Below are 25136 nucleotides of genomic sequence, written 5' to 3' on the forward strand. Positions count from 1 at the left end.
TCGCGACTGCGGGACTCCGCTGCGCTGCGTTCCTCGCGCTCACCGCATTCCCGCCCGGGGGGCGGTAGCCAGGCGGGCCACGTCGCGCAGCACCTGGTCGAGGCTGCCGGCGCCGGCCCAGCGCACCACCGGCACGCCGTGCTCGCGGAGCTGGCCGATCATCGTGTCCCGGTCCAGCCGCCACAGCCGGTACGCCACCTCGGCCCAGCCCCGGTCCGTCGGCACCGGCAGCTCGGCCGGCAGCGTGTCCACCGCGACCACGAACCGCCCGCCCCGGGCCATCCGGGCCAGCATCTGCGCCGACCGCTCGTCGAGCAGCGGGGTGAGCACCACCACGAGCGCGTCCGAGGAGAGCAGCTGCGGGCCGAAGACCTGGTCGTACGGCTCGTGCGGGGAGGACTCGGCCGTGACGTCGAGCAGCCACTCCAGCACGGTCAGGTACTGCCGGCGACCGGTGGCCGGGCGCAGCCGGCGGGCGGCCGGGCCGTACTCCAGCAGCGCCACCCGGTCGCCCCGGTGCAGGTAGTGCTCGGCGATCGCGGCGGCCGCCCGGACGGTGGTGTCCAGCACGGACGCCGCCCCGTGCACGCCGCCGGAGCGGCCCGCCTCGGCCAGCACGTCGAGCAGCACCACCACCTCGGCGTCCCGGTCCGAGAGGGTGGCCGCCACATGCAACTGCCGGGCCCGCAGCGAGACCCGCCAGTCGATCCGGCGCAGCCGGTCCCCGGGCGCGAAGACACGGACCCCGGCCAGCTCGCCGCCCTCCCCCGGCCGGCGTGAGTGGTGCGCGCCGACCAGCCCGGCGGCCCGGGGCATCGCCTCGACGGCCTCGAACGGCTCGGTCATCGGGTAGACCCGCATCCGCACCGCCCCGGTGACCACGGCCCGCGACACGAGCAGCCCGTCCGCCGCGGCGACCCGGGCGCCGGCCGGCCCGATCGGGTGCCGCCCCCAGCGCAGCGCCGTCCCGGTCAGCTCCAGGTCGACGGCGGCGCCGGACGGCACCGAGGTGACGAAGGGCCGGTCGGCGCCGCCGGAGTGGCTCACGTCCACGCCCGCCCCGCCGAAGCCGGCCTTCTCCACCCGCAGCCAGTGCGACATCCGCGTCCGCACCACGGCCACGTCGTAGGAGACGGTGTCCGGGTTGGCGACCGCCACCGTGGCAGTCATCGGGGTGCCCTCGACCAGGTGCGCGTCCGCGGCGCCGAGCTCCAGGTCGGGCAGCGCCGTGGGCCGGCGGCGCAGCGCGTACGCGGTGCCCAGCGCGAACGGGGTGGCCAGCACGACCAGGTCGATCCGGCCGAGCAGCACCGCCGCGACCAGCAGCAGGCCGGTGAGCAGCACGGCCCGGCCGAGCGCCCGGGTGGGCGCCCAGCCGCTCGCCGGTTCCTGACGGTCGGCCATCAGCGTCCGGACGGTCCGGCCGCGTAGCTGGGCAGCGCGCCGCTGGCCGGGGCGGGCGTCGACTCCAGCACCTCACCAACCACGAAGGACGGATCCACCCGGCGCAGCCACATCTCCGGCCGCAGGGTGATCCGGTGGGCCAGCGCGGGCGCCGCCACGGCCTTGACGTCCTCCGGCACCACGTAGTCCCGGTTGTCGAGCACCGCGCGCACCCGGGACAGCAGCAGCAGCGCCAGCGAGCCACGCGGCGAGGCGCCGACCAGAACGGACGGGTGCTCCCGAGTGGCCGCGGTCAGCGCCACGATGTACCGGCCGATGGAGTCCTCGACGACCACGTCCTCCAGCGCCGCCTGCATGGCGCGCAGCGTGCCGGAGTCCACGACCGGCTTGATCTCGGCCTCCTCGCGGCGGCGGGCGATCCGCCGGCGCAGCACCTCCCACTCCTCGTCGTGGTTCGGGTAGCCGAACGAGACCCGGAGCAAAAACCGGTCGAGCTGCGCCTCGGGCAGCGGGTAGGTGCCCTCGTACTCGATCGGGTTGGCGGTGGCGAGCACGTGGAACGGCTCGTCCAACCGGTAGGTGACGCCCTCCACCGAGACCTGCTTCTCCTGCATGGCCTCCAGCAGCGCCGACTGGGTCTTCGGCGGGGTCCGGTTGATCTCGTCGGCGAGCAGCAGGTTGGTGAAGACCGGGCCGGCCCGGAACGAGAAGTCGCCGCTGCGCTGGTCGTAGAGGAAGGAGCCGGTGACGTCGGCGGGGAGCAGGTCCGGAGTGAACTGCAGGCGGCGGAAGTCCAGCCCGAGGGCCTGCGCGAACGACCGCGCGGTCAGTGTCTTGCCCAGGCCGGGCAGATCCTCCAGCAGCACATGGCCGCCGGCCAGGATGCCGGCGAGGACCAGCTCCAGCGCCTCCCGTTTGCCGACCACCACCGTGCCGACCGCGTCCAGCACGGCGCGGGCCAGCCGGCCGACCTCGGCGGGGGGCACGCTCCGGTCCACGTCGTTCATCACAGCTTCTCCAGTTCGGCGACGATCGCCGCGAGGTCGCGCGGCGACGGGGGGCGGCGGGCGGGGGTGGCGAGGAAGGTCCACAGCGGCTCGCCCAGCAGGGCGCGGGCGCGGGCCGGGTCGGACTCGCGGGTTACGCCGTGCTTCTGGCGCAGCCGCTCGTCGGCCAGCTCGCCGAGGCGGGGAAGCACCCGCTCGGTGAACCGCTCGCGGTTGCCGGAGCACCAGTCCAGCGGGCGTTCCCACTTGTTGATGGCGGCGCGCAGCGCGTCCCGGGCGGACCAGTTCCAGGTGCCGGGCTCCTCGCCGGCCGGGGCGCGGGCACCGGTCTGCGGCGGCGGCGGGGGCGACAGCGCGGCGGTCACCCGGCGGACGGCCAGCACAGCCAGCACGCCCGCCACGACGATCCAGAGGGAGACCTGGAGGCCGACCGCGCGCAGCCCGACGACGACCACCACCACGATCGCGGCGGTGACCGCGAGGGTCCGCACCACCCAGCGCGCCCGATCGCCGCCCGACCGCCGCGCCTCCTCGGTGGGCTCCTCGGCGGACGAGAGCAGGTCGTCGATGCTCGTGCTCATGCCGTCACCTCACCGGTGGCCACCGTCGTCAGCTCGCCGCGCAGCCGGCGCAGGGCGGCCCGGGCCTGGTCGCGCATCCGCTCGTCGACGGTGTGGGTGGCGTAGCGGGCCTCGCGGTAGACGCGCGCGAAGCCGTCGAGCACGTCGGCGCTGGCGATCGCCGGGACTCCGGCCGCCGGGTCGCCGCGCAGCAACCGGCTGACCAGGTCGGTGGGGGTGTCCCCCGCGCGCCGGGGCACCCCGGCCTCCTCGGCGGCCTCCTCCAGCCGGACCCAGCAGGCGATCACCGCCGTGCGCGGATCGGTGGACCGGTCGTCCAGCTCCACCAGGCCGGCGTCCAGTGCGGCCACCACCTCGCGGGCGGTGCCCTCGGCGGTACGCCGGGCCCGCTGCCGGGGCACGGCGCGGGTCGTCCGGCGCAGCGCCCCGCCGACCACGGTCCAGAGCACGTACCCGACCGCGGCCAGGATGGCCGCCCCGAGCAGCACGATGGCGGCGGTGACGAGCCAGCCGGGGATGCCGCCGGAGGTGGGCGGGCCGAACTCGCGGGGCTCGACGGTGATCGAGGGCGCGGGCTCGGCCGAGGGGTACTCGGGCACGTAAGGGATGTTGTCGGCGGCGGGCGGGATCCGGCTCGCCCCGATGGCGGAGTGCCCGGCCGCGAACGCGCCGACGGCGAGCAGCAGGGTCACCGCAGCGACCGGCCACCACCTGCGCAGCACGCCGAGGTCCATCCCACCGCCCCACGCATTCCTCAGTCCACCCCGGCCAGGTCCTTCGCCCGGGCGAACACGTCGTCCAACATCGCTGGTGTCAGCCGTCCGGTGAAGGTGTTCTGCTGGCTGACGTGGTAGCAGCCGAGCAGCGCCGGCGCGGACGTGCCGGACCAGTGTGCCCCATGGCCGAATGCGGGGCGCGGCGTGGGCGGGCGCTGCCCGTACACGTGGCGCAGCACCGGCCACCACGCCGCCCACGCGAACGCGCCCAGCGCGACCACGACGCGCAGGGTGGGCCGGATGAGCGTGACCTCCCGGTGCAGCCACGGTGCGCAGGTGTCCCGCTCGGCCGGGGTGGGCTTGTTGTCCGGCGGCGCGCACCGCACGGCGGCGAAGATGCGGGTGTCCCGCAGGGTGAGGCCGTCGTCGGCGGACACGCTGGTCGCCTGGTTGGCCAGCCCGGCCCGGTGCAGCGCCGCGAACAGCACGTCGCCGGAGCGGTCCCCGGTGAAGATCCGGCCGGTGCGGTTGCCACCGTGCGCGGCGGGCGCCAGGCCGAGGATGCCGATCCGTGCGTCGGCCGGGCCGAGGCCGGGCACCGGCCGCCCCCAGTAGTCCTGGTCGCGGAACGCCGCCCGCTTGACCCGGGCCACCTCCTCCCGCCAGACCACCAGGCGAGGGCAGGCGAAACAGTCGCTCACCGCGCCGTCGAGATCGGCCAGGTCGGTCGCCCGCGCGGCGCGGGCGACCACCTCGTCGGGGGTACGCGACTCAGCCAAGCTTGGCCCGGAAGAGTTCCAGCGTGCGGGCCCAGGCGGTGGCGGCGGCCCGCTGGTCGAAGTGCTCGGGCCGGTCCTCGTTGAAGAACGCGTGCGCGGTGCCCGGGTAGTCGTAGGTCTGGCAGGTGCCGCCGGCGGACTCGATGGCCCGGCGGACGCTCTGCACCCCGTCGGCGGCGGAGAGGCCGTCCGCCTCCGAGCAGTGGACGAGCGCGGCCTTGCCCGCGTAGTCGGACCAGTCGGCGCTCATGCCCTCCCACGGCAGCCGCGGGTAGAAGCCGGCGGTGGCGACGATCCGCTCGGAGAACGTGCCGGACCAGAGCGCCAGGCTGGCGCCGGCGCAGAACCCCGCGCAGCCCACCTTGCCGGCGACCTCGGGCCGGTCGGCGAGGTATTCCGCCGCGGCCGCGATGTCGCTCGCCGCCTCGTCCATCTGGGTGCTGTTCAACATCTGCCGGGGCTCACTCGGCTTGCTCGCGGGGCCGCCGTGCCGGAAGTCGGGCGCGAGCGCGACGAAACCGGCCTCGGCGAAGCGGTCCACCACCGCCCGGACGTGGGGCACCAGGCCCCACCAGTCCTGGATGACGATGACCGCCGGGCTGGCCGCACCGCCGGAGGGTATCGCGAGATACCCCTCGCTCGTCCCCCCGTTACCGGTGAAGCTCACCATCTCGCCCATGGGCCCGTCCTCCTAGCGGTCAGTCATCGTTGGCTGGTCGCACAGTGGGTGTTACGTGCCGGTAGCGTGCCACGCGCTCACCGGCCCGGGGAAGACGGAAGAACAGTGGCATTCACCTCCTGTTCGCCCACTGGACGGGACGGCGCGGGTAGCCACCGGCGACGGTCGCCCGCCGCCCCGGGTTCCTCCACGGTGGACGCGCCGAGGGGCGCCCACCGGTCGGTGGGCGCCCTCGGTATCGGCGTCAGCGGGTCGGCGCCGGCGTGGGCGTGCTCTCGGCGGGCGCGGCCGGCGTGCTTCCGCCGGGCGCGGCCGACGGGCTCACGGTCGGCGCGGGGGTGGCACCTTCGCCCGGCGTCGGGGTGGCGCTCGCGCCCGGCGCGGGCGGGGCGCCGACGGTCGGTGTGGCCGGGGCCGGGGCCGGTGCGGCCGGGGCCGGCGGCCCGAAGGGCGCCCGGTCCGGGCAGTAGGGGTAGGCGTTGCGCGGCGGGGGCATGGTGCCGTCCGCGCTCAGGCAGGTCGGCCAGCCGAGCCGGATCGGCACGCCGTTCTGGTCGAACAGCTGGGCGTTGCGGATCAGCCGCCCCTCCTGGTCGTAGACGAAGACATCCTCGATGGAGTCGTACCGGTCGCCGACCGAGACCTCCTGGTAGCTGCCGAGCTGGTCGGAGCTGGCGTGCTGGTCGACGTTGACCAGCAGGGCGAAGGAGAGGATCAGCAGGGCCGCGGTGCCCAGCTGCAGCAACTGCCGGGGCCAGCCCCGGAAGCCGGCCGAGCGGCGCCCCAGCCAGACCGAGACGAGCACGGCACCGCCGAGCAGGAAGAGCCCGGCCAGCACGCTGCCGTCGAGCCGGGGCAGCAGCCCGGACGGCTCGCCGAACAGCGCGGAGATCAGCAGCGCCGCGAGCCAGCCGCGCAGCAGCCACCAGGCGGGGCGCAGCGGGCGGAGGAACTCGCTCACCGAGGACTGCCCGAGCAGCGGGCCGAGCTGGGTGTCGAGGGCGCGCAGCTGGGTGCCGGCGCGCGCCTGCGCGGCGGCCAGTCGCCGGCGCCGGCGACCCGGACCGGCTCCCGCCTCGGCACCGGCGGCGGCGCGCAGCTCCGCCGCGTACGCCTCCGGCGTGCCGAGCCGGTCGACGAGGGCGCCCTCGGCCTCGGCGGCCACCTCGGCGAGGTGCTCCGGCAGGTCCTCGGTGAGCTCGTCGCGGACGGCGGGCGGCAGGGCGGCCAGGGCGGCCCGTACCCGGTCGACGTAGTCCGCGATCTCCTGCCCAGTGACGGTCATGCCGCCATCCCCCGATCGTCGAGCAGTGCGTCCATGGTGGTGGCGAAGGAGCGCCAGGTCTTGCCGGAGCGGGTGAGTTGGTCCCGGCCGGCGGCGTTGAGTGAGTAGTACTTGCGGTGCGGCCCGGACTCGCTCGGCACCACGTAGGTGGTCAGCAGCCCGGCCGCGAAGAGCCGGCGCAGGGTGCCGTAGACCGAGGCGTCGCCGACCTCCTCCAGGCCGGCCTCGCGCAGCCGGCGGAGAATGTCGTAACCGTAGCCGTCCTCCTCCTTGAGCACGGCGAGAACGGCCAGGTCGAGCACGCCCTTGAGGAGCTGCGTCGTATCCACGCTCCGCACACTAGTGCGGATTGCGTAGTACCGTCAAGAACACGGTACCTGGGTAGGCTCGTGGTGTGTCGTGGAGCAGCTACGCGTCCTTCCTGGTCTTCGCCACCGTGCTGATCCTCATCCCGGGGCCGGACTTCGCCGTGGTCACCCGCAACACCCTGGCCGCCGGCCGGGGCCGGGGCAGGTGGAGCGCCATCGGCGTGACCGCCTCGAACGCGGTGCAGGGGGTGGCCGCCGCCGCCGGGCTCGGCGCGCTCATCGTCCGCTCCCAACCGCTCTTCCAGGCGATCCGCTGGGCCGGCGTGGCGTACCTGGCGTACCTCGGGGTGCAGGCCTGGCAGTCGGCCTGGCGCGGCGCCTACCCGCCGCTGGCCGGCGACGCCGCTCCCGCTCCCGGGCAGGCCCTGGCCGGGTTTCGGCAGGGCTTCCTGTCCAACGTCACCAACCCGAAGGTGCTGGCGTTCTACCTGGCCGTGCTGCCGCAGTTCGTCGGCGGCGAAGCACCGGTCGGTGTGCTGCTCGCCTTCGCCCTCAGCCACGCCGTGCTCGGCCTCGCGTACCTGCTCGTGCTGGTCGCGGCGCTGGACCGGGCCCGGGAGCTGCTGTCCCGGCGGCGGGTCCGGCGCTGGCTCGACGGGCTCACCGGGGTGGCGCTGCTCGGCTTCGGCGCCCGCCTCGCCACCGAACGCACCTGACCGCGGCGCGCGGATCGACTTAATTTTCCCTTATGGGGCCTGCTCATCCTCGCGGTACGTCGGTACGTTGCCCGGATGCGACACCTCGGAACCGTGCTCGCCGCTGCCGTCGTCGGTCCGCTCGCCTGGATTCTCTTCGCCCTCGGCCAGGACCGGTCGGAGCGGGCTTTCGCCGCCGCGCAGAACGGCGGTGCACTGGACAGCGGTGATTTCGTCCGTCCCGCGCTGGTGCTGGCCGCCGCCGGGCTCGTGCTCGGACTCATCGCCACGCTCCGCTTCTCCCCGCTGGGCGCGGCGCTGACCGGACTGGTCTACTCGGCCAGCTACCTGGGCCTACTGGTCAGCCCGACCACGGTGACCAAACTGTTCGACCACCACCTCACCCTGAGCGGCCACCAGGTCGACCTGGCGGCCCCGCTCCGGACCGGAACGACACTGCTGGTCGGCTCGCTGCTCCTCGTCGGGGTCGTGAGCATCCGCCGCTGGCAGCGGTGGCCGCGGCCCGCCGGCGACACCCCCGCGCCGCTGCAGGCGGACGAGATCATCCCGCCCGCCGACGAGCGGGACCGCCCACTGGGGGTGGACGGTCTGGGCCTGGGCACGCCACAGCGCACGCCCGAGCCGGAGCTGGTGCGAGCCGGGGGTGCCGCCGGGGCAGGCGGTTCGGACTGGGCCGGTCGTTCGGACTGGGCCGGTCGTTCGGACTGGGCCGGGCTGTTGTCGGGCGGCTCCGCGGTCAGGTCCGGACAGTCGTCGGAGTGGCCTCCCCAGCGTCCGCGGTGAGCGCCGGCGGTTCACCGCGCCGACCGGCCACCGAACGTCCTGACCCGCCCGGCTACTCGTGGTGCTGGGTCACGTTGACGATCGTGCCGTTCGGATCCCGGACGAAGAACCGGCGCAGCCCCCACGGCTCGTCGGTCAACGGGTAGACGATCTCGGCCCCGGCGGCGACACAGCGGGCATGCACGTCATCGAGGTCGTCCACCTCGATCGACACGTCGGCGTGGACGCCGGCCCTGACGTCCAGCTTCATCACGGAGAGCTGGACCTCACGGACCTCGCCGCCGAAGAACAGGATCCAGTCGAGCCCGTGACCGCCGTCGAGCCCGATCAGGTCCCGGTAGAAGCGACTGCTGGCCTCGAAGTCGTTGGAGAGGATGTTCGGTTTGATCCGCCTGACCGCCATCCACCGACCCTAGGCGCCCCGACCACGTCGCCACGGCCCGCACCCTGACCGCGGTCAAGAGCGAGGAAGGCCGCGGTACGCGTCCAGCCAGGCCCAGTCACCCGGGCAGGCAGCCAGCTCGGCGAGGCAGTGGTCGAGGGCGTCCGGCAGTGTCCTCGTGTCGACACGGATCACCTGCCGACCACCGAGACCGGGCCCGGAGAGCGGCATCGTCCACGGTCGGCCGTTGAACTGCGCCATCCGCTCCCGGTCGACGCGGATCAGGACGTCGATCTGCCGCCGTCCCAACTCGTCCATGAGCAGCTCGACGTCGATCACGCCGAGTCGCTTCAGGCCAGGGACCAGGCGATGCCGTCGAGGATGTCGTGTTCGGAGGCGACCACCGAGGGCATCCCGGCGCGCTCCATGATGACCCGGAGCACCAGCGCGCCCGCGCCGATCACGTCGGCCCGGCCCGGGTGCATCACCGGGATGGCCAGCCGTTGCTCGCGGGTCTTTCCCAGCAGGTCGGCGGTGACCTCGGCGACCTGGTCGTACGACACGCGGGCGTGGTGGATGCGCTCCGGGTCGTACTCCTGGAGCCCCTGGGCGATGGCCACCACGGTGGTGACCGACCCGGCGAGCCCGACCAGGGTGGCGGCCTGCCGGCCCGGGACGGCCGTCAGCGCCCGGTCCACGGCGACCGCGATGTCGGCCCGCGCCGCGGCGATCTCGTCCAGGCCGGGCGGGTCGCCGTGCAGGTGGCGCTCGGTCATCCGGACGCAACCGATGTCCATCGAGATGGCCGCCTGGACGCCGCCCTCCCGGGTGCCGACCACGAACTCGGTCGAGCCGCCGCCGATGTCGACCACCAGGTAGGGCGGCTCGGCGTCGCCGGGCAGGCCGCGGACCGCGCCGGTGAAGGAGAGCCGGGCCTCCTCGTCGCCGGTGACCACCTCGGGCGCGACGCCGAGGGTCTGCTCGACCATGGCCCGGAAGTCGGCGGCGTTGGAGGCGTCGCGCGAGGCGGAGGTGGCGCACATCCGCACCCGCTCGGCGCCCAGCTTCTCGATCTCGGACGCGTAGTCGGCGAGCGCCACGCGGGTCCGCTCGATCGCCTCGGGCGCGAGCCGGCCGGTGCGGTCGACGCCCTGGCCGAGCCGGACGATCTCCATCCGGCGGCTCCGGTCGACCAGCGGCGCCTGCGGCCCGGCGGACGGGTCGGGCAGGTCGGCGACCAGGAGTCGGATGGAGTTGGTCCCGCAGTCGATGGCGGCCACACGCGTCGTCACGGCTGCCACCCTACGGCAGCCGCCCCGACGGACCGGCCCGGTCGCCGACCCGCGCCGGAGTTCTCCCCGGCCACCCGGGTCGCGCCCGACGCGGGTCAGAGGCGCAGCAGCATGCGGCTGTTGCCGAGGGTGTTCGGCTTGACCCGCTCCAGGTCGAGGAACTCGGCGACACCCTCGTCGTAGGAGCGGAGGAGCTGCTCGTAGACCGGCTGCGGCACCGGGGCGCCGTCGATCTCGCGGAAGCCGAACGAGCCGAAGAACCCGGTCTCGAAGGTGAGCACGAAAATCCGGGCGACGCCCAGCTCGCGGGCCGCGTCGATGAGCTCGCCGACGATCCGGTGCCCGATCTTGTGCCCCCGGCAGGACGGGTCGACGGCCACCGTGCGGATCTCGGCGAGGTCTTCCCACATCACGTGCAGGGCGCCGCAGCCGACCACCGTGCCGTCGGGCGTCACGGCCACCCGGAACTCCTGCACGTCCTCGTAGAGGGTGACGGTGGCCTTGCTGAGCAGCCGCCGGTCGTCGGTGTAGGTGTCCACGAGCCGCCGGATGCCGCGTACATCGCCGGTGCGGGCGCGGCGGACCACGATCTCGTCGGCGGCGGTCATCTCACTCCGCCGCGGGCACGTCCACGCAGGGGCCGGCCGCCCACCACTTCTCCACCAGGGCGAGGGTCTCGTCGCCGAACGGGTTGACCCCCGGCCCGGCGGCGAGCGCGTGCCCGAGGTGCACGTGCAGGCACTTGACCCGGCCCGGCATGCCGCCGGCCGAGATGCCGGCGATCTCCGGCACCTGCCCGATCGCCTCCCGGCGGGCCAGGTAGTCCTCGTGCGCGGCCCGGTAGCGGGCGGCCAGCTCCGGGTCCTCGGCGAGCCGCTCGGCCATCTCCTTCATGAGCCCGGCCGACTCCAGGCGGCTGCACGCCGCGGTGGCCCGCGGGCAGGTCAGGTAGTACAGCGTCGGGAAGGGCGTGCCGTCGGCCAGCCGGGGCGTCGTCTCCACCACGTCGGGCAGGCCGCACGGGCACCGGTGGGCCACCGCCCGGGTGCCGCGGGGCGGGCGGCCGAGCTGCGCGGCCACCGCGGCCAGGTCGGCCTCGGTGGCCGGCTGGCGCTCCGGCGGGGGTACGGATTCCGCCGCCGGATCCCGCGGTGGTACGACGCTCAAGGGTGCCTCTCTCGTTCCGGTGCTCACTTGTCGGGGCGCTCGGCGTTGGCCGCCTGCACGCTCGACCACAGGGTGTCGTACCAGGGGTCGGGCGGCTTCGGCGGCCCCGGCTTCGCGCCCTTGCCGGCGTCCTTGGCGGCCCCCTCCGGGTCGGAGAGCACCACCAGCAGGGTCTCGCCGGGCCGGCCCATGAAGAACCGCTCCCGGGCCTGCGTCTCGATGTACGCCGGGTCGTGCCACTTCTCCGCCTGGGCGGAGAGTTCCTGGATGAGCTCGCGCTGCCGCTGCTGGGACGCTTCCATCCGCTCGATGTCGGCCTGCTGGTCCAGGTAGACCCGGACCGGATAGGTGTAGGCCAGGGCGAGCGCGATCAGCACCGCGAACAGCACGGTGGCGCGCCCGGTGAAGCGCCGGGGTTGGGGTGCGGTGAGCCGCTTGACCGTGCCACCGGCCGCGGTACGGCGGGCCGCCGCGGGACGGCTCGCGGAGCGTACCCCCTCGGTGGCGCGGGTAGCGCCGGGTGACCGGCCGGCGGCGCGCGGCTCGGCGCGGACGCCGGCGTCGCGGACCGACGACCGGACCCGGGCCGCGCCCGGCCGGCCGGCCTGACCCGGCCGACGGGCGGGCCGCTGGCCACCCGGTGTGCGGCGCTGCTGCATCGTCACACCCCTCCCCCGGAGCTCTCGGCTCAGGCCGAACGGTAACGCGGGAACGCGCCGGCGCCGGCGTACCGCGCCGCGTCGGCCAGCTCCTCCTCGATCCGCAGAAGCTGGTTGTACTTCGCGACCCGGTCGGAGCGGGCCGGGGCGCCGGTCTTGATCTGGCCGCAGCCGGTGGCGACCGCCAGGTCGGCGATGGTGGTGTCCTCGGTCTCGCCCGAGCGGTGGCTCATCATGCACATGAAGCCGGCCCGGTGGGCCAGGTCGACCGCGTCCAGGGTCTCGGTGAGCGAACCGATCTGGTTGACCTTCACGAGCACCGCGTTGGCGGCGCGCTCGGTGATGCCCCGGGCGATGCGCTGCGGGTTGGTGACGAACAGGTCGTCGCCGACGATCTGGATCCGGTCGCCCAGCGCCGCCGTGAGGGTGGCCCAGCCGCTCCAGTCGTCCTCGGACAGCGGGTCCTCGATGGACACGATCGGGTAGTCGCCGACGAGCTTGGTGTAGTAGTTGCTCATCTCCTCGGCGGTCTTCGCGGTGCCCTCGAAGGTGTAGCTGCCGTTGTCGAAGAACTCGGTGGCGGCCACGTCGAGGGCGAAGACGATGTCGGTGCCGAGCCGGTAGCCGGCCTTCTCGACGGCCTCGGCGATCAGGTCGAGCGCGGCCGCGTTCGTCGGCAGGTTCGGGGCGAAACCGCCCTCGTCGCCGAGGCCGGTCGACAGGTCCTTCTTCTTCAGCACCGACTTCAGCGCGTGGTAGACCTCGGCGCCGGAACGGAGCGCGTCCCGGAAGGTGGGCGCGCCGATGGGCGCGATCATGAACTCCTGGATGTCGACGTTCGAGTCGGCGTGCGCGCCACCGTTGAGGATGTTCATCATCGGCACCGGGAGCAGGTGCGCGTTCGGGCCGCCCAGGTAGCGGAAGAGGCTCAGCTCGGCGCTGCCGGCGGCGGCCTTCGCCACGGCCAGCGAGACGCCGAGGATGGCGTTGGCGCCCAGCTCGGCCTTGTTGTCCGTGCCGTCGATGTCGAGCATCTTCTGGTCGATCAGCCGCTGCTCGCTGGCCTCGTAGCCGATGAGCTGGTCGACGATCCTGTCCTCGATGTTGGCGACGGCCTTCTCGACACCCTTGCCCAGGTAGCGGTCCTTGTCACCGTCGCGCAGCTCGATCGCCTCGAAGGCGCCGGTGGAGGCGCCGGACGGCACCGCGGCGCGGGCGATCGTGCCGTCGTCGAGCCCGACCTCGACCTCGACCGTCGGGTTGCCCCGCGAGTCCAGGATCTCCCGGGCGACGATTCCCTCGATGGTTGCCACTGAGTCGCTCCTCGTTTGTGTGTTCCGGTCCGGTATGGGCCGCGACGGTGCGGCTGAGGCAGGTGTTGAACGCAGCGTATCGGTCCCCGCCCTCGCGTACCTGCGTCGGGGCGGCAGCTCGGTGACTGAACGCGAGGAACCCGGCCCCGCGCGGTCCCCTCACGTGAACCCGCCCCCGACACAGGGTGACACGGACATTCCCGGATTCTCCGGCCTCAACCGACAACGGGTTTGCGAGAGGTTGCGTCGATCGACAAGGCTGGGCGGCATGCCCGCCGCCTCGACGACTCTCCGCGTGCTCGCCGCCTCGGCCCTCGCGTCGCTCTCGGTCACCGGCTGCCAGGCCCTCGACGACACCGGGGTCGCCCTCGGACGGGCCGATCTGGTCAACGACCTGACCGCCCGCATGGACCGGGCGCTCGAGCAGACCTGGGCCGCCGACTACCAGCTCAGCGGCGGGCGCACCGCGTCGATCGCGCAGACCAAGGAGCCGCTGCGCTCCTCGTACACCTGGCCCGACGGCAAGATCACGGTCACCCAGGAGGCGGTCACCCGGTGCGCGAACGCGGCCGGGCGCACCTCGTGCACGGTGTCGCCGCCGGTGCTGACCGCCGGCAAGCCCTCGGTGGTCGTCTACGGCGAGGTGGGCAAGCTCGGGCTGGTCACCCCGCCGGCGGTGATCCGGCTGCTCACCGACGCGGCGCTCGACCCCGAGGCGACCATCGAACAGAGCGACACCACGCTGGCCGGGCACCACGCCACCTGCGTCGACGTCACCCGGGCCGGCAACCGCTTCGACGCCTGCGTGACCACCGAGGGGGTGCTGGGCAGCTTCACCGGCACCCTCGACGGCAAGCCGGCGGAGGTCACCCTGAGCCGCTACACCGACACGGTCGAGTCGGCCGCCTTCGACGTGCCGGCCGGGGCGGGCGTGGTCGACCGCCGCCCAGCCACGTCGTGAGTCCCGGCGGCACCGGAAGCCGCCCGCCGCGCGACGCCGGCGAGCCGACCCCGACGGGCGACGCCCGCGAGCCGACCCGGACGGGCGGAACGACCCCCGGCCGGGCCGGCTTCCTTCCCGCCGCCGACCACGGCCGGGCGCCGGACCCGGACGACCTGGCCCTGGCGGTGGCCGGGCGCAAGCTGCTGACCGGTCCCGGCGGGCGGTTTCCCCGGGTCGGCGAGCTGCCCGTCGGGATCGACTGGAAGCCGGTCGGCACGCTGGACGGGGTGCCGGCCTGGGCGGCCGAGGCCGCCGACCCGGAGGCGCTGCCGGGCCGCTGGCGCGGCTGGCGGGGCCTCGCCGCCGAGCTGCCCGCGGCCTGGGCGGACCTGGCCGGGCGGGCGCTCGCCGTGATCACCTGGCGGCGTACGCACCGCTGGTGCGGGGCGTGCCGGGCCGAGCTGACCGACGTGCCGGGCGAGACCGCCCGGCGCTGCCCCGCCTGCGGGCTCACCTCGTTCCTGCCGCTCTCGGTCGCGGTGCTGGTGGCGATCACCCGCCCCGGCCCGGCCGGCGGCCCCGGCGAGCTGCTGCTGGTCCGGCACGCGTACGGGCCGACGGAGCTGTGGGCGCTGGTCGCCGGGTTCGTCGAGGCGGGCGAGTCGCTGGAGGCGGCCGCCCACCGGGAGGTCGCCGAGGAGGTCGGCCTGACCATCGGCCGGCCCACCTACGTGGACAGCCAGCCCTGGGCGATGTCCGGCCCGGGCACCCTGCTGGCCGGCTTCACCGCCACCGTGGCCGACCAGGCCGCCGAGCCGGTGGTGGACCCGAAGGAGCTGACTGAGGCCCGCTGGTTCCCGGCGAACGCGCTACCTGCGGAACTGCCCCCGGCGTACTCCCTGTCCCGCTGGCTGGTCGACGCGGTCGCCGCCCGACGCCGAGAGTGAGACGGGCTCCCTTCTCTACCGCCGGCGTTAATAAGGGGCCCTTCCTTACACGCCCAGCAGGGTGCGGAGGTGCCGGGGCGGCGGGCAGTCGTGCGCCAGCATGGCGTCGTGCCAGTCGCGCGTCGACACCCCGTCGGGCCGGGCGCGGGCGATGTCGGCCATCTCGCTGTAGCCGACGAAGTAGGTGGAGAGCTGGGTCGAAGTGAGCAGCGCCCGCCGCCACTTGCCGGCCGCCTCGCCCTCCTCCTGGAAGCCGCGCCCGGTCATCAGCGCCATGGCCTCGGCCTCGGGCAGGTCCTCGCAGTGCACGAGCTGGTCGAGCAGCGCGTTGATGGTCATCCGGAGCTGCATCTTGAGCTGCTGGAGCCGGACCGGCAGGCCGCCGAAGCCCAGCCCGGCCATCAGCTCCTCGGTGTAGACCGCCCAACCCTCGATGAACACCCCGGACTCGGTGAGCGCGCGGACCCGGGTCGGCCCGGCGTAGCGGCGGGCGTGGGCGAGCTGGAGGAAATGGCCGGGCATCGCCTCGTGCACGGTCAGGTTGCGGATCATGTGGTCGTTGTACTCGCGGTAGAACGACTCGACCCGCTGCGCCGGCCAGTCCGCCGGGGTGGGCGCGATGCAGTAGAAGGTCGGCACGTCCGCCGTCTCCAGCGGGCCGGGCGAGTCGCAGTAGGCCACCGCCACGCCCCGGGCGAACTCCGGCATCTCCTGGATCACGCACGGGTCGTCGACCAGGCTGACCAGGTCGTGGGCCCGGACGAAGTCGCTCGCCTCGTCGAGCGTGACCGAGGCGAGGTCGACGATGGTGGCGTCGTCCGGGTGCTCGGCGGCGAGCAGGTCCAGCGCCCGGCGGACCGTCTCGTCGTCGGCCGGGCCGCCGACCAGCTCGACGGCCGCCGCGCGGATCTCGGCGGTGACCCGGTCGAGGTTGGCCCAGGCGCGGCGCTGTACCTCGGCGGCGCTCAACTCGGTGTCGAGGGTGTGCCAGAGCCGCGCCTCCCAGCGGCGCCGGCCGAGCCGGGGGTCCCGCCCCGGGCCGGCGTCGGTGGCCAGGCCGATGCGCAGCCACGCCACGAACTCCTCCAGCGCGGCGATCGCCGCGGTGGCGGCCGGCTCGACCCGGTCGTGCAGCGCCGGCGCCTCGGCGAGCAGCCCGGGCACCTCGTCGCGGATCAGCGCCGCCGTGCCGGTGAACTGCCCGACCGCCGTCTCGGCGTGGATCCGCGGCATGTCGCGCAGCGTCGCGCGCGCGGTCGCCAGGGCGTCCGGTACGGCCGCCAGCCGTCCGGCCAGGTGGGTCAGGCGCTCCTCGACCGGGGCGTACGGGCGGGCCATGAGGGCGTGCAGCAGCGGGCCGGGGTTGTGCCGCAGCGGGTCCCACTCGTGGCCGCGGATCTCGGTCGCCTCGAACAGGCCCCGGTCGACCAGGCTGCTGAGCAACGCGTGGTCGACCCGCTCCTCGACGTCGAGCGAGTCGGGGTCGATCTCGGAGAGCGCGTCGGCCGCGTCCTTGAGCATCGCCTGGTCGGCGGCGAGGGCGTCGGCGGACAGGTCGGGCAGCCGGTCGTCGTACCGGTGGTCCCCGGCCGAGGTGGCCAGCCCGGGCCGGCTCTCCAGCAACGCCTCCACGATCCGCTCGGCGAGCGGCACGAACGACTCCATGCCGACGACCTTACCGATCTCCCCGCGCCGGCCTTCCGTTGATCATGAGGTTAGCCGTGCCGGAACGCGCCTTCCGCACCGCTAACCTCATGATCAATGCTCGGGGACGTCGGGCGAAGCGGCGCGTTCGGCGGCGCGGACGGCGTCGGCGTACGCCAGGGTGGCGCGGCGCAGGGCCGCCTCGGGGTCGATGCCGGCCTGCCGGGCGGCGGCGACCGTGGCGAGCAGGCCGGCGCCGAGTCGCGCCTCGGGGTCGACCTGGGATTCCGCCAGCGGCGGGGGGACGGCCAGGCCGACGCGGCCGGCGCGGTCCAGGACCTTCGCGGCCAGGGCGAGCGCGGGCTGGCTCAGCGCGATGCCGTCCAGCACCGACTCGCGGGTCTTCTCGGCCCGCTTGATCCGCTCCCAGTTCGCCTCGATCTCCTCGATCGAGCCGGCCTGCTCACCGGAGAAGACGTGCGGGTTGCGGCGGACCATCTTGTCGACCAGGACGCCGGCCACGTCGTCGACCGTCCAGCGCTTCCCCTCCGGCAGGTCCTCGGCCAGCCGGGCGTGCAGCAGCACCTGGAGCAGCACGTCGCCCAGCTCCTCGCGGAGCGCGTCGGTGTCGTCGGCGCTGATCGCGTCGTACGCCTCGTAGCACTCCTCCAGCAGGAACCCGGCCAGGCTGCGGTGCGTCTGCGCCCGCTTCCACGGGTCACCGCCCGGTGAGGCGAGCCGGTCCATCACCTCGACGGCGTCGAGCAGCCGGGCCCCCGGCGGGTCCCACGAGCCGTACATCAGCTCCAGCTCGGCGAGCCCGGGCTGGCGGGCCAGCCGCAGCCCCAGCTCACGGGCGAGCGCCTCGTCGCCGGCCGGCCCGGCCAGCCACACCGCGCTGCCGTGCGCGGCGGCCGCGTCGAGCAACGCCTGGGTGGCGCCCTCGGTGACCACCGTGACCTCGGCGCCCGTCGACCGGACCGCCGTGGCCAGCTCGCTCTCGGCGCCGGCCAGCACCGGCGCGGAGCGGACGACATCCCAGGCGGGCGCGGTCAGCAGGCCGGCGGGCAGCCGCGGCGAGGTGACGAGCAGGACGATGCGCGCGGTCATGCTCAGGGTGCCACCGACGCGCTCGGCTCGGCCGAACCCGGCTCGGTCGACTCCGGCTCCGGGGTCGAGATGTCGGTCACCTGGTCCGCGCCGTCCACGTACGGCAGGTCGTAGAGGTTGACGTTCTGCGACTGGATCTGGAGCAGGGCGGGCACGGCCAGGGTCGGGTAGCGGGGGTTGACCCGGACGTCCTCCCGGTCGACCTGCTCCTTGAGCGCCTCGCTCAGGCCCACCACCGCCGAGACCTGGGGCGCGATGGAAGGGTCGGAGAACGCCTGGCGCTGCTGCTCGGTCGACCAGCCGGGACGCGCCACGTTCGCCTTAACCAGCGCGTCGTAGACGGCGGCGGTGTCGGCGTCGGAGAGCTCCGCCTTCGGCAGCCCCTGGCCCAGCGCGTTGAAGACGTCGTACCACTCGGCGGCGAGCTTCGCGTACTCGGTGTCCGGGACGCGCAGCGCCTGGCCGATGTCGGCCGCGCTGATCTGGTCGGGCACCTGGAGCTGCTTGTCGGCGACGATCCGCTTGCCCAGGTCGAGGCCGACCAGCAGGTTGACCACGTCCTGGCCGTCCAGGTCGAGCTGGCGCAGCTCGGCCGGGACGGTCTGGCCCTGCTCCTCGGCGGCCCTGACGACCCCGGCGTACGCCTGCGCGGCCTCGTCGCGGATGGCGTTGACCCGGTCGATCGAGTAGCTCGTGTCCCCGACGTACGCGGCGACGCTCGGGGCGGACCGCCCGCAGGCGGCGAGGGAGAGCACAGCGAGGGCCGCGACGCTGGCGGCGGCGATGAGACGGCGAGCACGCATGACGGCCACTCTCTCACGCCCCGGGGCCGGCTGTGACGCCGCCCACCTCACCGCGCCCCCGCCCCCGCCGGCTGCGCCGCGACCGGCTCGCCGGGTCACCGTCCGCTCGCCAATGCGGCGCTGGCAGTACCGGCCAGCTCCGCGGGCTCGCCGAGGACATCGGAGAGGAGCTGGGCGCACCACTCCAGCAGCGCCTGGTCGCGCAGCGGCTCGCCGCCGACCCGGCGGGTGCTCGGCCGGGGCACGCTGACCTGGTCGAGGGCCTGCTTGTAGACCGAGTCCGGGTGGTAGCGCTTGAGCCGCAGCTGCTTCGAGTCGGGCAGCGGCAGCGGCCCGAACCGGATGTGCTTGCCCTGCATCGACACGTCGGTGAGGCCGTACCGCCGGGCCAGCAGCCGGAACCGGGCCACCGCGACCAGGTTCTGCACCGGCGTGGGCGGCTCGCCGTAGCGGTCGGTCATCTCGGCGACCACCTCGCGTAGCCGCTCCTCGTCGCGGGCCTCGGCCAGCTTGCGGTACATCTCCAGGCGCAGCCGCTCCACACTCACGTAGTCCTGCGGCAGGTGGGCGTCGATCGGCAGGTCGACCTTGACCTCGGTCTCCTCCTCCGCGTGCTCACCCTTGAACGCGGAGACCGCCTCGCCGACCATCCGGACGTAGAGGTCGAAGCCGACCCCCTCGATGTGGCCGGACTGCTCGCCGCCGAGCAGGTTGCCGGCGCCCCGGATCTCCAGGTCCTTCATGGCCACGTACATGCCGGCGCCCAGCTCGGTGTGCTGGGCGATGGTGGCCAGCCGCTCGTGCGCGTTCTCGGTGAGCGGCTTGTCGGACGGGTAGAGGAAGTACGCGTACGCCCGCTCCCGGCCTCGGCCCACCCGGCCGCGGATCTGGTGCAGCTGGGCCAGGCCGAGCAGGTCGGCCCGCTCGACGATGAGGGTGTTGGCGTTCGGGATGTCGATGCCGGACTCCACGATCGTGGTGCAGACCAGGACGTCGAACTCCTTCTCCCAGAAGCCGACCATCACCTTCTCGAGCGCTTCCTCGCCCATCTGGCCGTGCGCCACCGCGACCCGGGCCTCGGGTACCAGCTCGCGGATCCGGCGGGCCGCCCGGTCGATCGACTCGACCCGGTTGTGCAGGTAGAAGACCTGCCCGTCGCGGAGCAGTTCCCGGTGGATCGAGGCGGCCACCTGCCGGTCGTCGTACGCCCCGACGAAGGTGAGCACCGGGTGCCGCTCCTCCGGCGGGGTGGCGATCGTGGACATCTCCCGAATGCCGGTGATCGCCATCTCCAGGGTGCGCGGGATCGGGGTGGCCGACATGGCCAGCACGTCGACCGAGGCGCGCAGCGTCTTCAGGTGCTCCTTGTGCTCGACGCCGAAGCGCTGCTCCTCGTCGATGATGACCAGCCCGAGAGACTTGAACCGGGTGGCCGCCTGGAGCAGCCGGTGGGTGCCGATGACGATGTCGACGGTGCCGTCGGCGACCATCTCCAGCGTCCGCTCGCTCTCCTTCGGGGTCTGGAACCGGGAGAGCTGCCGGATGGTGATCGGGAACTGGCTCATCCGCTCGGCGAAGGTGTTGTAGTGCTGCTGCACCAGCAGGGTGGTGGGCACCAGCACGGCGACCTGCTTGCCGTCCTGCACGGCCTTGAACGCCGCCCGGACCGCGATCTCGGTCTTGCCGTAGCCGACGTCGCCGCAGATCAGCCGGTCCATCGGGACGGTCTGCTCCATGTCCCGCTTGACCTCCTCGATGGCGGCCAGCTGGTCGGGCGTCTCCTGCCAGGGGAAGGCGTCCTCCAGCTCCCGCTGCCAGGGGGTGTCCGGGCCGAACGAGTGCCCCTTGGACGCCTTGCGGGCGGCGTAGAGCTGGATCAGCTGCGCGGCGATCTCGCGGACCGCCTTGCGGGCCCGGGCCTTGGACTTCTGCCAGTCCGAGCCGCCCATCTTGTGCAGCGTGGGCTGCTCGCCGCCGACGTAGCGGGAGAGCTGGTCGAGCTGGTCGGTGGGGACGAAGAGGCGGTCGCCGGGCTGGCCGCGCTTGCTCGGCGCGTACTCGATGACCAGGTATTCCCGGCTCGCGCCATTGACGGTCCGCTGGACCAGCTCGACGTAGCGGCCGATGCCGTGCTGTTCGTGCACCACGTGGTCGCCGGCCTTGAGCTCCAGCGGGTCGATGGTGTTGCGCCGCCGGCTCGGCATCCTGCGCATGTCGCGGGTGGAGGTGCCCCGGCCGCCGGTGACGTCGTTGCCGGTGAGCAGCACGAACCGGGACGCCTCGTCGACGAAGCCGGCGGTCAGGCAGCCGCAGGAGACCAGCACGTCGCCGGGGGTGGGCGCGGCCGGCACCTCCTCGGTGAGCCGGGCGCCGAGGCCGGCGTCGCGGAGCACCTCGACGGCCCGCTGGGCGGGGCCGTGGCCCTCGAAGACGAGCGCGATCGACCAGCCCTCGCCGGCCCAGCGCTTGAGGTCGTCGACCACCCGGGCGGTCTCGCCGTGGTAGAGCGGGGCGGGCTGGGCGGCCAGGGTCACCGCGATGGCGTCGTCGGGGGTCACGTCGACCTCGGTCGGCTCGTCCTCCCACGGCTGCCGGGCGGGCGCGGCCTCGGCCTCGACGAGGCCGAACGGCGCGAGGGTCCACCAGGGCTGGCGCAGGGCGCGGGCCGCCGTGCGCACGTCGGCCAGGGTCCGGAAGGCGGCGGCGCCGAGGTCGACCGGGGCCTGGCCGCCGACCGCGGCCGCGGCCCAGCTCGCCTGGAGGAACTCCTCGGAGGTACGCACCAGGTCGTGGGCCCGGGTGCGGATCCGCTCCGGGTCGCAGAGCAGCACGTGGGTGCCGGCCGGCATGGTCTCCACCAGGAGCTCCAGGCTGTCGTTTCCGAGCAGCGCCGGCACCAGCGACTCCATCCCCTCGACCGGGATGCCCTCGGCCAGCTTGTCGAGGATCTCGGCCAGCTCCGGGTGCTCCTGCGCGAGCGCGGCGGCCCGCTCCCGCACGTCGGGGGTGAGGAGCAGTTCGCGGCAGGGCGGCGCCCAGAGCTGCGGGACGCCCTCGATGGTGCGCTGGTCGGCGACGGCGAAGGTGCGGATCTCCTCGACCTCGTCGCCCCAGAACTCGACCCGGGACGGGTGCTCGTCGGTGGGCGGGAAGACGTCCAGGATGCCGCCGCGCACGGCGAACTCACCGCGCTTGGTGACCAGGTCGACCCGGGCGTAGGCCATGTCGATGAGCCGGCGGGCGACCTCCTCCAGATCCGCCTCGTCGCCGGCGGCGAGCTGCACGGGCTCCAAGTCGCCGAGCCCCTTGAGCTGCGGCTGGAGCAGGGAGCGGACGGGCGCCACGACCACCCGCAGCGGGCCGGTGCGCCCGTGCGCGTCGGCCGAGCCGGGGTGGGCCAGCCGGCGCAGCACGGCCAGCCGCCGCCCGACGGTGTCGGAGCGGGGCGAGAGCCGCTCGTGCGGCAGCGTCTCCCAGGAGGGGAAGACCGCCACCTGCTCCGGGGGCAGCAGGCTGCCCAGCGCGGAGGCCAGATCGTCGGCCTCGCGGGTGGTGGCCGTCACGGCCAGCACGGGACGGCCCGCGCCGCCGGCCGGCTCGTCGGCCGCGACGGCGGCGACGGCGAACGGCCGCAACGCGGCGGGGGCGGTCAGGTCGAGGCCGTCGACCTGGGCGGCACCGGAGCGCGCCAGGTCACGCGCCCGGGCCAGCCCCGGGTCGGCCAGGGCGGCGGAGAAGAGTCCGGTGAGCATCTGCGATCACTTCCAGGAGGTCGACGCACGGCGACGACCCCTCGTCCAGCCGGACGGGGGGTGCACGGTTCGAGACTATCCCGCTGCCCGGACATTCCGGGCCGCAGCCGGGCCGCCGACATCGATCTTGACGACGTCCGGACCGGCATGGTGCGGTGGGGCGCATGACGGGTGAGTACCGGGCGGTCTTCGACGCCGAGGTGATCTTCGCGAACGGCGGCGGGCTGCGGACCGACGGGTTCCGGCTGGACGTCCCGGGCCCGGAGGTCACCGACGACCAGCTGGCCGCGCTCCTCGTGCGGCACCTCGGGCTGCTCATGGTCGGTGAGGTGCGGATCACCAACCGGACCGTCGTGGCGGAGCCGCACAAGGGCGGTCGCGGGGTGGCCGCCCCGGCGGCCGGCGGGCGGCGGCTGGTCGAGCTCAGCCACGTGATCACCGACGGCATGGTCACCCTGCCCGGCTGGCAGCCGCCCCGGATCACCGACTGGCTGACCCGCGAGGCGTCCCGCGAGCGCTACGCGCCGGGCGTCGAGTTCCACGTCGCCCGGATCGACATGATCGCCAACACCGGCACGTACGTGGACGCGCCGGCGCACCGCTGGGCGGACGGCGCGGACCTGACCGGCGTTCCACTGGACCGCCTCGCCGACCTGCCCGGGGTGGTGGTGCGGGTGCCGGCCGGCACCCGGGCGGTGGACCGGCTGATGCTCGCCCCGTACGAGGTGGCCGGCCGGGCGGTGCTGCTGCACACCGGCTGGGACGCGCACTTCGGCACCGACCGGTACGCCGGCCCCGACGCGCCCTACCTGACCGCCGACGGCGCGGACTGGCTGGTCGAGGCGGGGGCGGCGCTGGTCGGCATCGACTCGATCAACATCGACGACATGACCCCGGCGGCGGCCGGCGAGCGCCCCGCCCACAGCGCCCTGCTGGCCGCCGGGGTGCCGATCGCCGAGCACCTGACCAACCTGGCCGCCCTGCCCCCGGAGGGGTTCCGGTTCACGGCCGCCCCGCCCCGGGTCGCCGGCATGGGCACCTTCCCGGTCCGCGCCTTCGCCGTCGTCGACTGAAGTGCGGTCACCGTTGGAGATCTTGGAACGGAATGGCCCCTAGAGGGGCCGGTTTCTACCAAGATCTCCAAGCCCGGCCGAGCGCTCACGCTGCTTGCGCCGACCCCCACGGCGAACGGTCAGGGACAGTCAGATGCCCATCGCGCCGGGGCCGACGACGGTGAGACCGACGCGCCCGGCGAGCCACTCGACCCTCCGGGGCTCGTGCCTGCGGGCGTGCAGGAAGACGGTGTGCACATCCGCAGGCTGATCGCCCCACAGGTCCGTGGCGTTGAGCGTCAGCCCCACGTATCCGTGCTTGACGTCCGGCCCCAGGCCAAGTTCGGGCACCTCCGGCCAGCCCCAGATGTTCCAGGTGAGGCAGGCGGGATCGGATCCGGCGACGCGTACCAATTCCGCGACCGGGCCGAGGCCGTTGACGTGGAGGACCACGTCGACCAGCGGGTCGGCCGGATCGCGAGGCGCAACCTCGGCGAGCGGGGAGAGAGCGTGGACCGCCATCTCCCCCGGGCCCCCGGCGCCGGTCCAGTGGCCGAATGCATCGAGATAGCGCGGCATCCCGGAAACGCGACCGACCCGCGCACAGGCCCGCAGGAAGACGTCCCGCAGGTCTGCGATCGCCAGCAGTCGGTCCACCGCTCCCAGCGCCCGGTCGACATCGGTGGTGTGCAGGACCGGGTACGCCCAGGAGTTGCCCATCAGTAGCGGACAGCGATTCGGCGCTCGATCGCGTCGATCTGGATCTCCCCGCCGTACGGAATGATCAACTGCGGGTCGGTGTGGCCCAGGTCGACGTCGAAGACCACCACCGGGTCGTCGGCGTACGGCGCGAGGGCCGCCAGGATCGCCTCCCGCTGCGCCTCGCCCCAGGCCCGCCGCTCGTCCAGGGTGTGCGGCCGGTCGAAGTCCCACGCCTTGGGCCGGCCCACCACGATCGCCGGGAAGGCGGCGAGCAGCCCGCGCTCGCCCAGGTTGCGCACGATCCGGAAGACCTCCTGCGCGCCGGGCAGCTCGTTGGAGGTCTCGAAGACCAGCACCGACCCGGCCAGCTCGGCCGCCGACGGCACCCGGTCGGTCGCCATCAGCCAGTGAATGATCTCCAGGCAGCCGCCCCACGTCCGCCCCTGCACCACCCGGGCCGGCCCGTGCCAGCGCCAGCCCTCGCCGGGGAACATCACCGGCTCGTCGGCGAGGGTCGCCGGGTCCCGCCAGTCGCGCGGCTCGTCGCCCCACTCCGGCGCCGGGGTCAGCTCGTACCAGCCGGAGGTGAACAGCGCCGCCCGCAGCGATTCGAAGGTCAGCGGGTGCGGCGCGCCGGACCGGCCGAGGTGCACGAGCACCGACCCGCCGTGGTAGGCGACGATCCCCAGCCGGTGGAGGTGGTTGAGGATGTTGGTGTTGTCCGAGTAGCCGAAGTAGGGCTTCGGGTTGGCCCGCAGCACCGCGTCGTCCAGGAACGGCGTGACCGTGATCAGGTCGTCGCCGCCGACCGTGGCGAGCACGGCGGTGATGCTCGGGTCGGCGAAGGCGGCGGTCAGGTCGCGTGCGCGGTCCCGCGGGTCGGCGCCCATCTGCCGGGTGGTCGGATACTCCACCGGTTCCAGCCCGAACTCCTCGCGGAGCCGGCGCAGGCCCAGCTCGTGCACGTGCGGGAAGAGGCCCGGCAGGCCGGCGGAGGGCGAGACGACCGCGACCCGGTCGCCGGGCTTCGGTTTCGGGGGGTAGCTGGGCAGCACCATGATCCGAAACTATCGGGCGGGGCCAGCGAATTTCGCCCGGAGAAAGTGCCCGAG

General features: G+C 74.1%; 26 protein-coding genes. 5 read left to right on the forward strand and 21 right to left on the reverse strand.

What is annotated here, in order from left to right; all coding sequences use genetic code 11:
* Positions 1-39: 39 nt before the first annotated feature.
* The 8 genes from RMN56_RS07145 to RMN56_RS07180 form a co-directional block, all read right to left on the reverse strand.
* The gene (locus RMN56_RS07145) at positions 40-1404 is read right to left on the reverse strand and encodes a DUF58 domain-containing protein (RefSeq protein WP_313723040.1); all 1365 of its coding nucleotides are present in this window, start codon (positions 1402-1404) and stop codon (positions 40-42) included.
* Positions 1404-2411, reverse strand: coding sequence for an AAA family ATPase (locus RMN56_RS07150; protein ID WP_313723041.1), 1008 nt, complete (start codon positions 2409-2411; stop codon positions 1404-1406). Before RMN56_RS07150 ends, RMN56_RS07145 begins: the two co-directional genes overlap by 1 nt.
* Positions 2411-2992 carry a hypothetical protein gene (locus RMN56_RS07155; protein ID WP_313723042.1) on the reverse strand — a complete coding sequence of 194 codons (582 nt, stop codon included), beginning with the start codon at positions 2990-2992 and terminating at the stop codon, positions 2411-2413. Before RMN56_RS07155 ends, RMN56_RS07150 begins: the two co-directional genes overlap by 1 nt.
* Positions 2989-3726: a DUF4129 domain-containing protein gene (locus RMN56_RS07160; protein WP_313723043.1), complete on the reverse strand. Its 738-nt coding sequence runs from the start codon at positions 3724-3726 to the stop codon at positions 2989-2991. Before RMN56_RS07160 ends, RMN56_RS07155 begins: the two co-directional genes overlap by 4 nt.
* Positions 3727-3746: 20 nt before the next feature.
* On the reverse strand, positions 3747-4460 hold the full coding sequence (locus RMN56_RS07165; protein WP_313724663.1) for a uracil-DNA glycosylase: 714 nt from the start codon (positions 4458-4460) through the stop codon (positions 3747-3749).
* 19 nt (positions 4461-4479) lie between these two features.
* Positions 4480-5166, reverse strand: a complete 687-nt coding sequence (locus tag RMN56_RS07170) for a dienelactone hydrolase family protein (protein WP_313723044.1) — start codon at positions 5164-5166, stop codon at positions 4480-4482.
* A gap of 244 nt (positions 5167-5410) precedes the next feature.
* On the reverse strand, positions 5411-6451 hold the full coding sequence (locus RMN56_RS07175) for an HAAS signaling domain-containing protein (RefSeq protein ID WP_313723045.1): 1041 nt from the start codon (positions 6449-6451) through the stop codon (positions 5411-5413).
* Positions 6448-6780, reverse strand: coding sequence for a PadR family transcriptional regulator (locus RMN56_RS07180; protein WP_091313871.1), 333 nt, complete (start codon positions 6778-6780; stop codon positions 6448-6450). Before RMN56_RS07180 ends, RMN56_RS07175 begins: the two co-directional genes overlap by 4 nt.
* Before the next feature lie 65 nt (positions 6781-6845).
* On the opposite strand from RMN56_RS07180, the gene RMN56_RS07185 reads away from it, so the two are divergent.
* Both RMN56_RS07185 and RMN56_RS07190 read left to right on the forward strand, forming a co-directional pair.
* Positions 6846-7475 (forward strand): LysE family translocator, encoded by a 630-nt coding sequence (locus tag RMN56_RS07185; protein WP_313723046.1) that lies wholly within the window; start codon positions 6846-6848, stop codon positions 7473-7475.
* A 75-nt stretch (positions 7476-7550) separates the two neighbouring features.
* Positions 7551-8258, forward strand: a complete 708-nt coding sequence (locus RMN56_RS07190; protein ID WP_313723047.1) for a hypothetical protein — start codon at positions 7551-7553, stop codon at positions 8256-8258.
* Positions 8259-8310: 52 nt separating this feature from the next.
* Here the strand turns inward: RMN56_RS07190 and RMN56_RS07195 are convergent, their stop codons facing one another.
* The 7 genes from RMN56_RS07195 to eno form a co-directional block, all read right to left on the reverse strand.
* Positions 8311-8661, reverse strand: coding sequence for a VOC family protein (locus RMN56_RS07195; protein WP_313723048.1), 351 nt, complete (start codon positions 8659-8661; stop codon positions 8311-8313).
* 54 nt (positions 8662-8715) lie between these two features.
* Positions 8716-8979 (reverse strand): hypothetical protein, encoded by a 264-nt coding sequence (locus tag RMN56_RS07200; protein WP_313723049.1) that lies wholly within the window; start codon positions 8977-8979, stop codon positions 8716-8718.
* A gap of 11 nt (positions 8980-8990) precedes the next feature.
* Complete coding sequence (locus RMN56_RS07205) at positions 8991-9920, reverse strand: Ppx/GppA phosphatase family protein (protein WP_313724664.1); 930 nt, start codon at positions 9918-9920, stop codon at positions 8991-8993.
* A gap of 107 nt (positions 9921-10027) precedes the next feature.
* On the reverse strand, positions 10028-10540 hold the full coding sequence (locus RMN56_RS07210) for an amino-acid N-acetyltransferase (protein ID WP_313723050.1): 513 nt from the start codon (positions 10538-10540) through the stop codon (positions 10028-10030).
* Position 10541: 1 nt separating this feature from the next.
* A complete protein-coding gene (locus RMN56_RS07215) occupies positions 10542-11099 on the reverse strand; it encodes a DUF501 domain-containing protein (RefSeq protein WP_313723051.1) in 558 nt (185 codons plus the stop codon).
* Positions 11100-11122: 23 nt separating this feature from the next.
* A complete protein-coding gene (locus tag RMN56_RS07220; protein ID WP_313723052.1) occupies positions 11123-11758 on the reverse strand; it encodes an FtsB family cell division protein in 636 nt (211 codons plus the stop codon).
* A 29-nt stretch (positions 11759-11787) separates the two neighbouring features.
* Positions 11788-13071, reverse strand: coding sequence for a phosphopyruvate hydratase (eno, locus tag RMN56_RS07225; RefSeq protein WP_313723053.1), 1284 nt, complete (start codon positions 13069-13071; stop codon positions 11788-11790).
* 268 nt (positions 13072-13339) lie between these two features.
* Between eno and RMN56_RS07230 the strand changes: the two genes are divergently transcribed.
* On the forward strand, positions 13340-14032 hold the full coding sequence (locus RMN56_RS07230; RefSeq protein ID WP_313723054.1) for a hypothetical protein: 693 nt from the start codon (positions 13340-13342) through the stop codon (positions 14030-14032).
* Entirely contained in the window at positions 14029-14961 is a 933-nt protein-coding gene (locus RMN56_RS07235) for an NAD(+) diphosphatase (protein WP_313723055.1), read from the forward strand. The genes RMN56_RS07230 and RMN56_RS07235 overlap by 4 nt, the downstream gene beginning before the upstream one ends.
* 45 nt (positions 14962-15006) lie before the next feature.
* On the opposite strand, the gene RMN56_RS07240 is transcribed toward RMN56_RS07235, so the two are convergent.
* The 4 genes from RMN56_RS07240 to mfd form a co-directional block, all read right to left on the reverse strand.
* Positions 15007-16626: a DUF885 domain-containing protein gene (locus tag RMN56_RS07240; RefSeq protein ID WP_313723056.1), complete on the reverse strand. Its 1620-nt coding sequence runs from the start codon at positions 16624-16626 to the stop codon at positions 15007-15009.
* A 93-nt stretch (positions 16627-16719) separates the two neighbouring features.
* The gene (locus RMN56_RS07245; protein WP_313723057.1) at positions 16720-17715 is read right to left on the reverse strand and encodes a nucleoside triphosphate pyrophosphohydrolase; all 996 of its coding nucleotides are present in this window, start codon (positions 17713-17715) and stop codon (positions 16720-16722) included.
* Between the two features lie 2 nt (positions 17716-17717).
* On the reverse strand, positions 17718-18518 hold the full coding sequence (locus RMN56_RS07250) for a hypothetical protein (protein ID WP_313723058.1): 801 nt from the start codon (positions 18516-18518) through the stop codon (positions 17718-17720).
* A 95-nt stretch (positions 18519-18613) separates the two neighbouring features.
* A complete protein-coding gene (mfd, locus tag RMN56_RS07255; RefSeq protein WP_313723059.1) occupies positions 18614-22270 on the reverse strand; it encodes a transcription-repair coupling factor in 3657 nt (1218 codons plus the stop codon).
* 164 nt (positions 22271-22434) lie between these two features.
* Here mfd and RMN56_RS07260 point away from each other — a divergent pair, with 164 nt between their 5' ends.
* A complete protein-coding gene (locus RMN56_RS07260) occupies positions 22435-23343 on the forward strand; it encodes a cyclase family protein (protein WP_313723060.1) in 909 nt (302 codons plus the stop codon).
* 129 nt (positions 23344-23472) lie between these two features.
* Here the strand turns inward: RMN56_RS07260 and RMN56_RS07265 are convergent, their stop codons facing one another.
* Entirely contained in the window at positions 23473-23979 is a 507-nt protein-coding gene (locus tag RMN56_RS07265; protein ID WP_313723061.1) for a hypothetical protein, read from the reverse strand.
* 62 nt (positions 23980-24041) lie between these two features.
* Positions 24042-25082 (reverse strand): S66 family peptidase, encoded by a 1041-nt coding sequence (locus RMN56_RS07270; RefSeq protein ID WP_313723062.1) that lies wholly within the window; start codon positions 25080-25082, stop codon positions 24042-24044.
* Between the last annotated feature and the right edge of the window lie 54 nt (positions 25083-25136).

The organism is Micromonospora halotolerans (assembly GCF_032108445.1).
Lineage (GTDB): Bacteria > Actinomycetota > Actinomycetes > Mycobacteriales > Micromonosporaceae > Micromonospora > Micromonospora halotolerans.